General features: G+C 49.8%; 12 protein-coding genes. 5 read left to right on the forward strand and 7 right to left on the reverse strand.

From position 1 onward, the window contains the following. Positions 1 to 164: 164 nt before the first annotated feature. The 7 genes from ACQUQM_RS11320 to ACQUQM_RS11350 form a co-directional block, all read right to left on the reverse strand. Positions 165 to 1415: a cysteine desulfurase-like protein gene (locus tag ACQUQM_RS11320; RefSeq protein ID WP_432474608.1), complete on the reverse strand. Its 1251-nt coding sequence runs from the start codon at positions 1413 to 1415 to the stop codon at positions 165 to 167. A 16-nt stretch (positions 1416 to 1431) separates the two neighbouring features. Continuing rightward, a complete protein-coding gene (locus ACQUQM_RS11325) occupies positions 1432 to 2061 on the reverse strand; it encodes a 2OG-Fe dioxygenase family protein (RefSeq protein ID WP_432474609.1) in 630 nt (209 codons plus the stop codon). Between the two features lie 333 nt (positions 2062 to 2394). Continuing rightward, positions 2395 to 2844: a GNAT family N-acetyltransferase gene (locus ACQUQM_RS11330; protein WP_432474610.1), complete on the reverse strand. Its 450-nt coding sequence runs from the start codon at positions 2842 to 2844 to the stop codon at positions 2395 to 2397. A 10-nt stretch (positions 2845 to 2854) separates the two neighbouring features. After that, positions 2855 to 3574, reverse strand: a complete 720-nt coding sequence (locus ACQUQM_RS11335) for a GNAT family N-acetyltransferase (RefSeq protein ID WP_432474611.1) — start codon at positions 3572 to 3574, stop codon at positions 2855 to 2857. A 380-nt stretch (positions 3575 to 3954) separates the two neighbouring features. Continuing rightward, on the reverse strand, positions 3955 to 4671 hold the full coding sequence (locus ACQUQM_RS11340) for an aspartate/glutamate racemase family protein (protein ID WP_432474612.1): 717 nt from the start codon (positions 4669 to 4671) through the stop codon (positions 3955 to 3957). 9 nt (positions 4672 to 4680) lie between these two features. Continuing rightward, positions 4681 to 5922: an NAD(P)/FAD-dependent oxidoreductase gene (locus ACQUQM_RS11345; RefSeq protein ID WP_432474613.1), complete on the reverse strand. Its 1242-nt coding sequence runs from the start codon at positions 5920 to 5922 to the stop codon at positions 4681 to 4683. Between the two features lie 35 nt (positions 5923 to 5957). After that, positions 5958 to 6305: a RidA family protein gene (locus ACQUQM_RS11350; RefSeq protein ID WP_432474821.1), complete on the reverse strand. Its 348-nt coding sequence runs from the start codon at positions 6303 to 6305 to the stop codon at positions 5958 to 5960. 991 nt (positions 6306 to 7296) lie between these two features. On the opposite strand from ACQUQM_RS11350, the gene ACQUQM_RS11355 reads away from it, so the two are divergent. From ACQUQM_RS11355 to ACQUQM_RS11375, 5 genes are all read left to right on the forward strand, one after another. Next, positions 7297 to 7761, forward strand: coding sequence for a tripartite tricarboxylate transporter TctB family protein (locus ACQUQM_RS11355; protein ID WP_432474614.1), 465 nt, complete (start codon positions 7297 to 7299; stop codon positions 7759 to 7761). Between the two features lie 14 nt (positions 7762 to 7775). Then, positions 7776 to 9296 carry a tripartite tricarboxylate transporter permease gene (locus ACQUQM_RS11360; RefSeq protein WP_432474616.1) on the forward strand — a complete coding sequence of 507 codons (1521 nt, stop codon included), beginning with the start codon at positions 7776 to 7778 and terminating at the stop codon, positions 9294 to 9296. Between the two features lie 108 nt (positions 9297 to 9404). Beyond that, a complete protein-coding gene (locus ACQUQM_RS11365) occupies positions 9405 to 10355 on the forward strand; it encodes a Bug family tripartite tricarboxylate transporter substrate binding protein (protein ID WP_432474617.1) in 951 nt (316 codons plus the stop codon). A gap of 283 nt (positions 10356 to 10638) precedes the next feature. Next, positions 10639 to 11571, forward strand: coding sequence for a LysR family transcriptional regulator (locus tag ACQUQM_RS11370; RefSeq protein ID WP_432474619.1), 933 nt, complete (start codon positions 10639 to 10641; stop codon positions 11569 to 11571). A 133-nt stretch (positions 11572 to 11704) separates the two neighbouring features. Then, complete coding sequence (locus ACQUQM_RS11375) at positions 11705 to 13168, forward strand: PLP-dependent aminotransferase family protein (protein ID WP_432474620.1); 1464 nt, start codon at positions 11705 to 11707, stop codon at positions 13166 to 13168. Positions 13169 to 13245 lie beyond the last annotated feature (77 nt).

Here is a 13245-nt window from a genome sequence, read left to right on the forward strand (position 1 = left end):
GGCAAAAAAACGGCCTGATAAACAGGCCGGTAAACAGGAGCGAACTACTTTCTTGGCTTTTACAAAGCCGTCTTAAAACTCGGTTCAGAGCATAAAGCCTTAAAACCAAGCCTTAAAACCAAGCCTTAAAACCAAGCCTTAAAACCAAGCCTTAAAGCCAAACCTTAAACCTGGGCCAGAAACTGATCCAGAACGGTAAAGAAACGGTCAATTTCAGATGCGCTGTTATAGTGCATACAGCCCACCCGAACCACGCCGCCGATATCCGTTAATCCCAACTGGTCGTACAGACCCTGAGCGTAAAAATTGCCATCCCAGATGCAGATATGCTGTTGCCCGAAAAACTCAGATACAGCCCGCGGTTCTATGTTATCGATACGAAAAGCAAAGGTTGGGGTGCGCTCTGCCAAACGAGAGGCATCCGCAATGCCAAACAATTTAATGTTGGTATAACTGTTAAGCCTGTCCAGAAACAGTTTACTCAGTTTCTGTTCGTGTAAAGTAATCTGCTGGTAGCTGGCTACCAACTGCTCGCGCCGATCAACAGTAACCTCTGACGATAATGAAGCCAGATAATCAATCGCGGCGATAAAACCCGCCAATGCTTCGTAGTTCTGAGTACCGGTTTCCCAGCGATTAGGATTAACATCTTTTGCCGGCGCTACTTTATAAGGCTGCAGCCGGGCCAGTACTTCCGCCTTGCCATACATCACCCCCAGGTGCGGGCCAAAGTACTTATACGCAGAACTGACCAGCAGATCGCAGCCCAGAGCCTGAACATCAATCAGCTGGTGTGGAGCGTAATGCACCGCATCGATATAGGTCAGCGCCTGACTGTGCTGTTTAACCAGCGCAATCACCTTCGGCATATCAACAACTGAACCAGTAGTGTTAGATGCATAGGTGCAGGCAACAAGACGGGTTTTATGGTTCAGCAGCGAGGCCAGATGATCATAATCAAGGCTGCAATCAGCTTCGTTTACCCGCACCTGATGGACGATAACGCCCTTCTCTTCTGCCGCCAGAACCCAGGGTGATACATTCGAATAGTGATCCAGTGCGGTGACAATAATCTCGTCTCCGGCTTGCCACTCTCTGGCGATAGCACGGCTCATAGTGAACGTCAGCGTGGTAGCGTTAGCACCAAACAGGATCTCGTTACTGTCTGCTGCATTGTAAAAGTCTGCCGCTGCCTGACGTGCATCCGCCATCAGCTCAACAGTTTTATGGCTGGAGAAGTATGCGCCACCCAGATTGGCGTTATAGCGGCCCAGATAAGCGACCATTGCATCAAGTACCGACTGGCTGACCTGTGCCCCACCCGGGCCATCGAAGAAGACAGGTGCAACCGCACCGATTTCCTGCTGCAAAGCCGGGAACTGGCTGCGAATCTGGTTAAGATCAAAATTGTTCATTTTCAGCTCTCTCAGCTCAGGCAGTCAGTACAAAAACGTCCATGTGGGCATTCGCATCGTTGGCCGCTTCCAGAGCGGCTGCGCTGTGCCAGAAACGCTGATCGTTCAGCACCACAAATTCACCTTTATCAAAGGTATGGCTGACAAACGGCGCGGCTTCTTTTTCTGTGTGAACTCGGATTTCACCACCCTTAATATTGCTACGCTCTATGACAAACACCGCCAGACTCTCAAAGCCATCCTGATGCACACCTTCAGGGGCTGCTTCAGTCAGCGCTTCGCTGTTAGCAAGAATGCGCATCTGATGTACTTCAATAGGCTTATCATCGCTGATACCGGCAATCTCTTTGAAGTTGATAAACATCTCTTTGAAGGCATCGCTATTGATCACCTGCTCTTCGATCTCCGGATACACCCGCTCCACATCACCCTGAAACAGGTTGATATCGCCACTTTGAACAAAAGCTTTTGTCGGCAGTTGAGACAGATCGCCCTGCTGAAAATTGAAGTGCGAGTATCGGCGCAAACGAAAAGCACCATCCAGATAGGGGCTGGGAGGTAACGCTTTAAAAGAGGCTGCCAGGTTAATTACGCTTTGTTCTGTCAGCTGTCCCAGCTCCAGTAGAAAATCCTGTGATTGAGTCATACCCGATACCTCTGCTCATTAATCTCGTAGTGGTGCGCTTAACGGCCCTGTCGATACACAGGGCCAGCGAACTTAATGAACATTATTCTAGCGAGGAAGCGCGGGTTAAATTTCGCTTTGTTAATCTTGATTTATATCAAAGTCGGAAAATTTATCTATTAATTGACAAATTAATAGTAAATTTATGCATACATCCATGTAATAACTCCTCGCATATTTCACATAAGTCATTACAGCCTGTAATCAGGAGCCTGAAGCACCACAGTCCTCAGGATTACAATCGGATCGAACATCGGCTGATACTCAATTAACTAATATTCAGTCGATTTATGTTCAATCGACATTCAGCTGGTAGGTCTGCCACTGGGTTTTCTCCGCCAACCGATCATAGACCGCCCGGCCACGGTAGTTATTCTCCGCTGTGATCCAGCGAACAAACGGCCAGTTCTGGTCCTGCGCTTCCTGTTTCAGCCGCTTAAACAACTGATCCACTACGCCATTACCCCGAAACTCCGGGCTGATATATAGATCATCAAGAAATCCAACCTGGGCACCTCGCAATGGTGATGGCATCTCGCGGTAATGCATCAGACCAACACCATTACCGTTCTCATTTTTAGCAATCAGGGCAAAAAATTGCTGGTTCGGATCGAAGATCCAGCCCCAGATCCGATCCAGAATCTGTCCATCCATCGGCATACCGTAAAAATCGGCATAGCCGTGATAAAGCTGCTGCCACTGCTCCCGGTCTTTCGGGTTAAGTGCAGAAACGGTGATAATCATATTGCTCTCCTTATTTAAAACAATCTTGCAGGCTGCGTTTCTGCTGTCCTTCTGCATCAAAGTTTTCCGGGTCCAACCAGCTTTGAAAAGCCCGTTTCTGCCGCGACCATTCACTATCAATAACAGAGAACCAGGCGGTGTCCCGATTTCGGCCTTTATAGATAGTGGCCTGCCGAAATACGCCTTCGAAGCTGAAGCCAAAGCGCAGGGCTGCCCGCTTCGAGGGTTCATTACAGTTATCACACTTCCATTCGTAACGGCGATACCCCAGTTCATCGAATACCCGTTGCATCATCAGGAACATCGCTTCGGTCGCCAGAGGCGTGCGTTGTAACAGGGGTGAAAAATGGATGTGGCCCACTTCGATTACACCTGCCACAGGTTCAATCCGCAGATAACTGGCCATACCAACCGCTTCACTAGTTCGACGCTCCACCACCGTATAGAACAGGGGATCATCACCACAGCTGCTCTCCTGTAACCAGTGCTTGAACTGCTCCTGTGAGTCAAACGGGCCATAAGGAAGATAGGTCCAGTTTCGCCCCTCCCTGTCTTCACTGAATGCCGCAAACAACTGTGCAGCATGAACCTCGGGTACCAACGGTTCCAAATTGCAAAAGCGTCCGGTCATAGTGGTTCGCATTGGCCGGGGACATGCAGTCCAGTTATCCAGGTCCTTGCCTACCGCCTGGCCCAGGTTATTTTTCGGTATAGTTTCTATCTGCGTCATAACCATCTCTCTTTACTCGCTTCCCAGACAACGGTTTCCTGTTCGATTTAGTTATAGAGTAATTCACTAAATGGGCCGCATGGAGACCCACTTTATGACATTAGATAGGACCCACTTTAATTCAGCTACGATTATTAAACAGGCGACGTGAAAACAGTCTGACAGATACTAAAGAGACAGTACGAGATTGAATTTTGGCGGTTTTACAAACAGGACAAATAGCAGATATCAAAAAAAAGCAGATACAGTCCTATCCGGGAACCGGTAAACAGGACCATATCTGCTAAAGAAGAGCGGAGAGGTTTTCCGTAATAAACCCCTGCTCAGGAGTCAGGCCGTGAAGCCCTGTGCATAAAAACAGTTGAGTTGTTGGGCAGCTCTTACGCGATCTTTCGATCTGCTGCGGCGGTAACCATCCGGGTAAGGCTTGATAGATCAAATACCGGCAGGCCAAACGTCTGTTGCAGTTGCGGTGCAAAATGAGACAGGTCTGTACATTCCAGAACAACAGCCCCGACTTCAGGGTTATTTTCCAGCATCGTAGCTATCACTCCTGTCAGTTCCTGTTCAAACAGATCCATATCCAGGTCATCGTGATTACCCTTCAGAATCACATCAAAGAACTGGGACTGATCCTGCATACCAGCAACCACCATAGGTTCATCAGCAATACCTACACCGGACAGATGATCCTGAGTCAGTGCTTCTGAGTTCGCGACCACTACGCCGACTTTCTGATCAGATTTCAGCATGCGAGATACTAAAGGCACCTGAATCAGGCTGGACATAAAGACCGGGATATCCACGGCATCAGCCAGCGCCTTCTGGTGCAGCGCCAGAAAACCACAGCTACCGGTGATCGCTTTTACGCCTTCACGCTCAAGTTCCTGAGCAGCTTCGATAAAAGGCTTCAGCAATTCAGGGTCCCGCTCACGGATCAAACGATCAATCGTTGCGCCCTGTACCGTTTTATACAGGATCGGGAAATCAAAGCTGGCCGGATGCTTAATATGGCCATCCGGTTTCGGAAAATAGGATTCCAGCGAGATAACACCCAGCGGAACCCCACAAATGTTGATACCACCTTTAATAATCATATTATTACCTTAACTAAATCGTTCCGGTGCAAACGGGGTCAGGTCAACCGACGTTTTCTCATCACTGATAGTTTCTTTAATTAACTGTCCGGTTACCGCGCCAAATGTCAGACCCAGATGACCATGGCCAAATGCCACACTGATCTGCGGATACTTGTTCAGGCTGCCAATTACCGGCAATGAATCCGGGGTTGATGGCCGGCTTCCTACCCAGGTAGATTTGATCTCAGGCTCCAGCCCCAGCATTACCTTAGCGTGTTGTAGCATAACGTTGGCCCGCTGCTGATTCAGTGGCGCATCGGCATCGGCAAATTCTGCAGTGCCCGCCAGCCTTACACCGTCAGACATCGGGGTCAGGAACACCGCTTTATCCAGCCACCCCACCGGGCGATTCAGTTGCTTACCATCGGTATCCAGAGTCAGGTGGTAACCCCGTTCACTGACCAGGGGGAAATTACAGCCCAGCGGTTTAAGTAACTGCTTGGAAGCAACACCGGCGCATAGCACCAGGTTATCAAAATGCATGGAAGTGTCGCTCAGACGCAGGGTTACCCCTTTACCACTGGCGATGATCTCCTGTACCTCATCCTGCACAATCATGCCGCCATTAGCAGCAAAGTGGCCGGCATAGCGTTGGCTGATGGCAACCGGGCTCACGGTAAACCGAGTATTCGGATAGAACACTCCGCCAGCATGAAAAGCCGCAAGCTCCGGCTCCAACTCGGTTACTTCACCGGCACTTAGAAACTCCAGGTTCACACCCTGCTGAATTCGCTCAGCCATATCACCAGTCTTTGCCTCTGCAATACTCTGTTCAGAATCAAACAGTGCCAGACAACCATTGGCTTTCACCAGATCCTCCGATCCGGCCAATTGCAACAGCTTATGATCGGCCGCTGGCGCTAACCGTTGCAGGGAAGTCAGGGCTCTACATCCCTTCTCATAGTTAGCCCGGAAGCAGGATTTAAAGAACCCCCAACCGTAAGGCACCAGATTCGGCAGATAACTACCCTGCATCGACAACGGGCTGGTTCTGTCCAATAACATCCCCGGCATCTTGCGCATCATGGCAAACTTGGTGAAAGGCAACCGTGCATAATCAGCAAATAGTCCTGCATTACCGAAAGAAGTGCCCATACCAGGATCATCCCGATCAATCAGGGTCACCCGGTAACCGGCCTGCTGCAGGTTAAGCGCAGTTGACAGGCCAACCACACCGGCACCGACGATTGCAATATGTTTGTTTTCCATAGTCGCTAAGTGGATAAGCTCCACACCTCAAAAAGTTAAGCTTTGGCTGCTACTATCTGAATCTCTACCAGCAGCTCAGGACGCGCCAGACGGGACTCTACACAGGCGCGTACCGGTGCATTTTCACTATCAACCCAGGCATCCCATACTTCGTTCATCCGGGCAAACTGACCGATATCTGAAACCCATATATTGGCACTCAGAAGATGACTCTTATCACTACCGGCATCAGCCAGCAGAGCGTCGATCTGGTTCAGAACCTGACGGGTCTGACCTGCCATATCATCAGTTGGATCTTTAGCCACCTGACCGGCAGTCCAGACCAGGCCGGCATAACTTACCAGCTGACTCATACGCTGATTGGAATGTTGGCGTTGGATCATTTCATACTCACTTATCATCAGTTTTTCTTCGGCAGGCTACCTGAATCGATCCAACGGGTCTGAATACCCTTATATGCATCTGATGCACATAGCGGCTTTCTATTCTCTTATTGCGAAAAGCCTTAAGAAGCCAACACTCAGCTAACCGAACAGCCGGGGTTAATTGGCAATATCCCGAGGCATACATCATTCCGACGTCGTCAATGGAGAACATAAAAGGAGGGATCAAAGTGCGGGGCAATAACTGTAGGTTGATATAACCAACTGTCAGAGACAATGCAGAGATCGAGGTTCACCTTTTATTTTTATATTCAGCCTGTTTCATTAAATGATTCAGATCAGAGCCTTGATGCAACTATTATTTGCTGCGAAAAATATAATCACAAATCGTATTTTTTTAAGATGTCATCAGTTTTTCTTATATACAGTTCTGATTCACAACACTGACCCATACAACAACGCAATCGCATCTGACATAAGTGAAAGCATCCAGACCCGGACGCCGACCGGATCGGTCTATCTGAATAACCTGTATTGTTACAAGCTCAGCAAAAGCTCTGTCGCGAAATCAGATCGGCAAGGAACCGCTTTTTCACATCTTTCCTGAAGCAGAGATCGGCTTGCAAAAACCTCTGCTCTGCAAGAATGACTATTAATCTCTGCTCCCTCCCCCGGAAATGAAATATGCGCAAGCTGAAGCTGGGTATTTTCAACAATACTTAAAGGATGGGTATCTGACTTAGCCGCTGCATTTTTCCCTGGCGTTTATTCCTGACACAGGAATGGTACGTACAATCAAATAACATAAGACAAACTTATATAATCAGAGATTTTTTCGAATTGTATCTATATTCAGTTTATTTACACTGAATAAATCAGCGGCCTATAGCGCTACTCGCTCAATTGCTTTCACAACACGGGCAACTCATTGAGCAACCGTACAAACGGTCAGCACAGGTCGAATAAAAATAAGAAACAATGTGGTAGTACTATGGACAGAAGAAAAATAGACGTCGTCTTGTCGACGTTCCTGATCATCATCTCGGTGATCATCCTAACCAATGACAATCTTGCAGAGGGTGGTGCAGAAAGCGATCTGGGCATTATGTTTCTGCCTCGTGTCGTAGCTGGCTTTATGATGATCTTCGCTGCGACTATCGCTTTCCAGTCGTTCAGCAAACTGTCTAAAGGTGCCGAGCTTGAAGGGCCGGAACTGGTCATCACTAACGGTTACTCCGGCATCTTCATCTATATCGGTATCTTTGTAGCCTACTGGCTCGCCGTACCGCATCTCGGTTTCATGGTAACCACACCATTTATTATGCTCGGCGTTGCTGTGCTGCTGGGTGGCCGTAACTGGATACCGCTCATTGCTATGTCTGTTATCACCCCGGTGCTGATCTATTACGGATCCCGGGAGTTCTTGCGGGTTTACCTGCCAACCTGGACTCTATAAGGGGAGATATTCAGATGTTTGACAATATTCTTAGCGGTTTCTCGGCAATCCTGGCAGTAGGCCCAATTCTGGGCATTATTGCTGGCGTATTCATCGGTATTACCTTCGGTGCCATCCCTGGTATTTCCTGCATCATGGCGATCGCGATTATACTGCCGATGACCTTTTATGTTGATCCGATCATCGGTATCACCATGCTGCTGGCCGTATATAAAGCCGGTATCTACGGTGGCTCGATCTCTGCGATCCTGATTAACACACCGGGGGCGGCGGCATCGTTCCTGACTGCTCAGGACGGCCATGCGCTGACCAAGGCGGGTAAAGCAGGTAAAGCCCTCGATATCTCTCTGTTCTCCTCTGTATCCGGTGAGATGCTGGCAACTATGGTACTGATCCTGGTGGCAGCGCCGATCTCTGCGATCTCACTGCAGGCGGGTCCGATCGAGAAGGTATTCCTGCTGCTGTTCGCCTTTACTGTTATCGGCTCTATGGCGGGTGAATCCATTCCTCGCGGTCTGCTGTCCTGCTGTCTGGGTATGCTGTTTGCGATGGTAGGAATGGACTCCATTACCGGTTCCTCCCGTTTCACTTTTGGTATCACCGAACTGATGGGCGGCTTTACCTTCACACCGATGCTGATCGGTATCCTGGTAATGCCGGAGGTAATCAATGTGATCCGGCGCCGCAGGGTACCGCACCATGAACTGGCGATCACGCACTCACCGAATCCGGCTGATAACCGCATCAGCTTTAAAGAGTTCAAACAAGTATTCCGCACCATCCTGAAATCCAGCGGTATCGGTACCTTTGTCGGTGCTCTGCCAGGCCTGGGTTCCAGTACTGCAGCGTTTATCGCCTACGGTGAAGCAAAACGTACCGCCAGGAAACCTGACGAGTACGGCAAAGGCTCTGTAGAAGGCATCGCCGCCGCGGAATCCGCTAACAACGCGGTATGTGGCTCCAGCATGATCCCGATGCTGACTCTGAGTATTCCGGGTGACGACGTTGCTGCGCTACTAATGGGTGCATTCCTGATCCATGGTCTGACGCCGGGCCCGATGATCTTTTTCGAGCACACTGAAACCATCTACGCGATATTTGCAGGCTTCCTGATCACCGATCTGTTTCTGCTGGTAATAGCCCGCGCAGGCTTCAAGTTCTTCGTAAAGATGGCTTCCCTGCGTCGTTATTACATTTTCCCATGTGTGACTGTGTTTGCGTTCACCGGCGCCTTCACTGCAGGTCAGAACATGGACGACATCCTGGTGCTGATCGCCTTCACTGTTATGGGCTACAGCATGCGAATGGTTGGATTGAACCCGGCGGTATTCATCATCGGCTTCATTCTGACGCCGTTCCTGGAGCAGAACCTGGATCAGGCATTTGCCATCGTTGGCACTGAGTATCACCTGTTCTTTGCTTCTCCGTTCTCATGGGTGTTTATAGCTCTATCCGCATTCTTTGTCTTCTCAAGCATGCGTATGAAACGAAAAGCTTCAAAAGTCCCAGCTCCGGTACAAGAGAAAGCCGCCTGAGCAGAAAACATAAATCCCTTCACGGGATGTGACGTATTCCTCTGAGAAAGGTCATATGTCCTGTGAAGACTGCTAAACGTAAATAAAAATAAGTCGAAGGAAGTAAGTATGAAAAGCCCTAAAAAAACCCTGCTATCTATCGCTACCGCAGTCACCATGACATTCGCAGCTGGAGCTGCACTGGCAGAATATCCGGAGAAACCGATCCAGGTGATCGTACCTTGGGGCGCTGGCGGTGACTCTGATCTGACCACCCGTATCTGGGCCGATGCAGTCGAGAAAGAGCTGGGTGTGCCAGTGGTTGTCATCAACAAGACCGGTGGCGGCGGCGTCGTTGGTACCTCATTTGTAGCTCGCGCTAAAAACGACGGTTACACGCTGATCAACGCGGGTGTAAGTAACATGCTGGTGACTCCGAACTTCAGCAACACTCCATACAACTTTGAAACCTTCACCCCGGTTGTAAAATACACCTCTGTTCCGCTGGCTATAGTCGTAGCCAAAGACAGCCCTTATAAAACATTTGAAGACTTTATCGCTGGTGCGAAGAGTAACAGAGTGACCCAGGGCTCTTGGGGGGCATCTTCTTCCGGCACCATCATGGCGAACATTATTGCCAACCAGGCCGGTTACACACCGAAATACGTACACGCTAAAGGTGCTGCGGCTTCCATGGTTTCCGTGGTAGGTGGTCACATCGATTCTGCAGTATCCTTCCCACCTGCGTTTGGTCCTCACGTAAAGGCTGATCGTGCACGAGCTCTGGTTATCAACCAGAAAATGGATGCCTTCCCTGGCGTTCCAACCTTTGCCGATCACGGCATCAAAGGTAGCTTTGGCGGTTGGTCTGGTGTCTTCGCACCAAAAGGTGTGCCTCAGGACGTCGTAGACAAACTAACTGCAGTTACCGCTAAGGTAATGAAGGATCCTAAGGTACTGGAAGCATACGATAACATTGGCGCCCTTGTGGACTTCCGCCATGGTCCTGAGTGGGTTGCAGACCTGAAAGGAACCTACAAAATCTACACAGACGAAGCAGCGCGCGTTAGCAAGAAGTAACAGCGCTTCATGCTCCTCAACGGCGCCCGGCTCTACTATCGCATCCGGGTTGTCGTTGAGCCTTTGGTTATACTCCCCCTCGCCACTTCACTTCCCCTGATCCGTCGTTTATTGTTGCTTCAATTCAGACCTTCTCGCGTGCATTGATCGATGCGCTCTGACGCGACGAATGCGCTATGTTCCAGACGGTCGTTGCTATATGCGGTGTTTCCACATATAACATAAGCTATCGCTTAACTCTCCAAGCCATTCATCAGAAAAATTAATATTCACAGGCAGAGTAATGAACCTCAAACAGATGGAAGCCTTTCGTGCGGTAATGCTCACTGGTTCGGTTTCCCAGGCCGCCAAACAGTTATTCAGAACCCAGCCTGCGGTAAGTATGATGATCAGCTCGCTGGAAGAGGAAATTGGTTTTCAGCTTTTTGAACGGCATAAGAAACGCCTCTACCCGACGCCGGAAGCGGACTACCTGTACAAAGAGATCGAAGGGATCTTTAACCGCATCCAGGACGTTAGCCAGACAATCCAGGATATCCAGAATAAACAGTACGGTTTCCTGCGCATTGGCTGCATGCCAGGCCCTTCCTCCTTTTTTATGCCCGAGCTATTAGCCGATTTCCTGGAAGAACATCCTAAGGTGCAGGCCTCGTTACAGACCCGTACCTCGGACCTGGTAGCGGAGTGGGTGGCATCTAAACAGTATGACCTGGGTCTGGCAGAGGTTACCCAGCACCAGTCCCAGCTGGCCGAAGAAGACCGCTTCACACTGCCCTGTTTTGTTGCGATACCGGCTGATAATCCACTGGCACAGCATGAAGTCCTGAACACTGAGCTACTTGATGATGAGCCGATGATCACGCTGCATCCGGACCATATGATCTTCCATGATCTGTTAAAGCAGTTTGAAGCTTCCGGTCACCGGATGAATGTTCGCTTGCAGACCCGCTTCTATCTTCCCGCGCTGACCTTTGTCGAGCGAGGGCTGGGGGTATGCATAATGGATCCGATCTCAATTACCAGCTATCAAAGCTATGCCAGCACGGGCAAAGTCGTATTCCGCCGTTTCGACCCGGAAGTTTTTCTACGAATCGGTATTTTTTATCCTGACAATTCACCCCGTTCGATGATCACTAATGCATTCAGCGAACAGCTGCGTAACCGTCTTATCGAAATCCGGGATAATCCCGATGCCTTTCTGGGCTGGGGTTTATAATCCCAGAGCTGGCACCAGCTAGTACCAGATGCTGGAACTAACCTTGTTTCGCTGGTACCAGTACTCTCAGGGTAATAAAAAATAGAATGCCTGAAGTCTGTACTTATGCAGTTACGGACCGGAAGGAGAAAAAATGCTCCACCACCTGTTTCACCTATCACCGAATAGCGATTGCAGCCTGCAACAGCAAATTCGGGAGCAGATCAGCAAGGCGATTATCGATGGCCATATCCCACCAGAGATCCCTCTACCATCAACACGAAAGTTGGCGGATATGCTGAGCGTGTCCCGAAATACAGTAATACTGGCTTACGAACACCTGATGGACGATGGCTACCTGGTATCCCGGGAACGGGCCGGTTTCTATGTTAACGATGAGATTCTGAAAAGCAGCGTTAAAGAGCAGACTCAGGTTGAAATTAAAGCGGGTAACAAGCCAGACTGGGACAACTGTCTGAAAATGCACCCGGCCAAACATAAACTGAACAAGCTTAATCGCTGGCAGGATTATCCCTACCCATTTATCTATGGTCAGCTCGATCCGAAGATGTTCCCCACCAACCACTGGCGCGAATGCTGTAAAGAATCGGTATCCGTACAGGCGATCAGCGAATGGGCCGGCGACCGATACGATGATGATGACTCACTGCTGATCGAACAGATCCATTCCCGGGTCCTGCCACGACGCGGCGTCTGGGCTGATCCTGAAGAGATTCTTATTACTGTAGGCGCCCAGCATGCCCTGTATATGATCCTGCGCCTGCTGCTGAATAAAGATTCGACCTTCGGTCTGGAAGACCCAGGCTACCCGGACCTGATTCAGATGGCCCACTATACCGGAGCGCAGATCAGTCCCTTAAAGGTTGATAACGAAGGGCTTCAGGTCGGTGACCAACTACGAGACTGCAACCTGATTTTTACCACCCCCAGCCATCAGTTCCCGACCACGGTCACTATGCCAATGGAACGTCGGCAAGCACTTCTGGAACAGGCTTCAAACGATGATTTCCTGATTATCGAAGATGATTATGAATGTGAAACCACTTTCGCTAAGAACCCTACACCGGCGCTGAAGAGCCTGGATAAAAACGACCGGGTTATCTACCTTGGCAGTCTGTCAAAAACTCTGTCACCGGGATTACGTCTCGGTTACATGGTGGGGCCAAAAGAACTGATCCGGGAGATCCGCGAGTTTCGCCGGATGATGATGCGCCATCCACCAATGAACAACCAGCGGGCGGTCGGACTGTTCCTCGCCCGCGGCTATCATGATTCGTTGATACGTAACCTGGTTCAGGCCTACGAAGAGCGCTGGAAAGAGGTCGGCGATGCCCTGCAGGAATACCTGCCAGAATCGGCAGAACCTCCAGTATTTGGCGGTTCATCCTACTGGGTAAAAGGCCCTGACAACCTCGATGCCAGAGAGTTAAAGCGACTCGCACTGGAAAAAGGTGTAGTCATTGAGTCCGGCGATATCTACTTCAATAGCGAAAATCCACCGTTGAACTACTTCCGGCTGGGCTATTCTTCGATCGCTACAGAACGAATCCGACCCGGGATCGAAAGACTCGCTGAATTAATCCGACAATTAACATAGTTAATTGCGGATTATTCAGCTCAAGTGGCTAGATCGCGGCTTCGCCGCTAGCTGGAACGGAAGGCAAGCCTTCCTGC

Origin of the sequence: Amphritea sp. HPY (assembly GCF_050870985.1) — a bacterium.
Taxonomy (GTDB): Bacteria; Pseudomonadota; Gammaproteobacteria; order Pseudomonadales; family Balneatricaceae; genus Amphritea.

Excerpts from the sequence above, each read along its gene's own strand:
- ACQUQM_RS11320 (WP_432474608.1), bottom strand. The coding sequence starts at position 1,415 with ATGAACAATTTTGATCTTAACCAGATTCGCAGCCAGTTCCCGGCTTTG.
- ACQUQM_RS11325 (WP_432474609.1), bottom strand. The coding sequence starts at position 2,061 with ATGACTCAATCACAGGATTTTCTACTGGAGCTGGGACAGCTGACAGAA.
- ACQUQM_RS11330 (WP_432474610.1), bottom strand. The coding sequence starts at position 2,844 with ATGATTATCACCGTTTCTGCACTTAACCCGAAAGACCGGGAGCAGTGG.
- ACQUQM_RS11335 (WP_432474611.1), bottom strand. The coding sequence starts at position 3,574 with ATGACGCAGATAGAAACTATACCGAAAAATAACCTGGGCCAGGCGGTA.
- ACQUQM_RS11340 (WP_432474612.1), bottom strand. The coding sequence starts at position 4,671 with ATGATTATTAAAGGTGGTATCAACATTTGTGGGGTTCCGCTGGGTGTT.
- ACQUQM_RS11345 (WP_432474613.1), bottom strand. The coding sequence starts at position 5,922 with ATGGAAAACAAACATATTGCAATCGTCGGTGCCGGTGTGGTTGGCCTG.
- ACQUQM_RS11350 (WP_432474821.1), bottom strand. The coding sequence starts at position 6,305 with ATGATCCAACGCCAACATTCCAATCAGCGTATGAGTCAGCTGGTAAGT.
- ACQUQM_RS11355 (WP_432474614.1), top strand. The coding sequence starts at position 7,297 with ATGGACAGAAGAAAAATAGACGTCGTCTTGTCGACGTTCCTGATCATC.
- ACQUQM_RS11360 (WP_432474616.1), top strand. The coding sequence starts at position 7,776 with ATGTTTGACAATATTCTTAGCGGTTTCTCGGCAATCCTGGCAGTAGGC.
- ACQUQM_RS11365 (WP_432474617.1), top strand. The coding sequence starts at position 9,405 with ATGAAAAGCCCTAAAAAAACCCTGCTATCTATCGCTACCGCAGTCACC.
- ACQUQM_RS11370 (WP_432474619.1), top strand. The coding sequence starts at position 10,639 with ATGAACCTCAAACAGATGGAAGCCTTTCGTGCGGTAATGCTCACTGGT.
- ACQUQM_RS11375 (WP_432474620.1), top strand. The coding sequence starts at position 11,705 with ATGCTCCACCACCTGTTTCACCTATCACCGAATAGCGATTGCAGCCTG.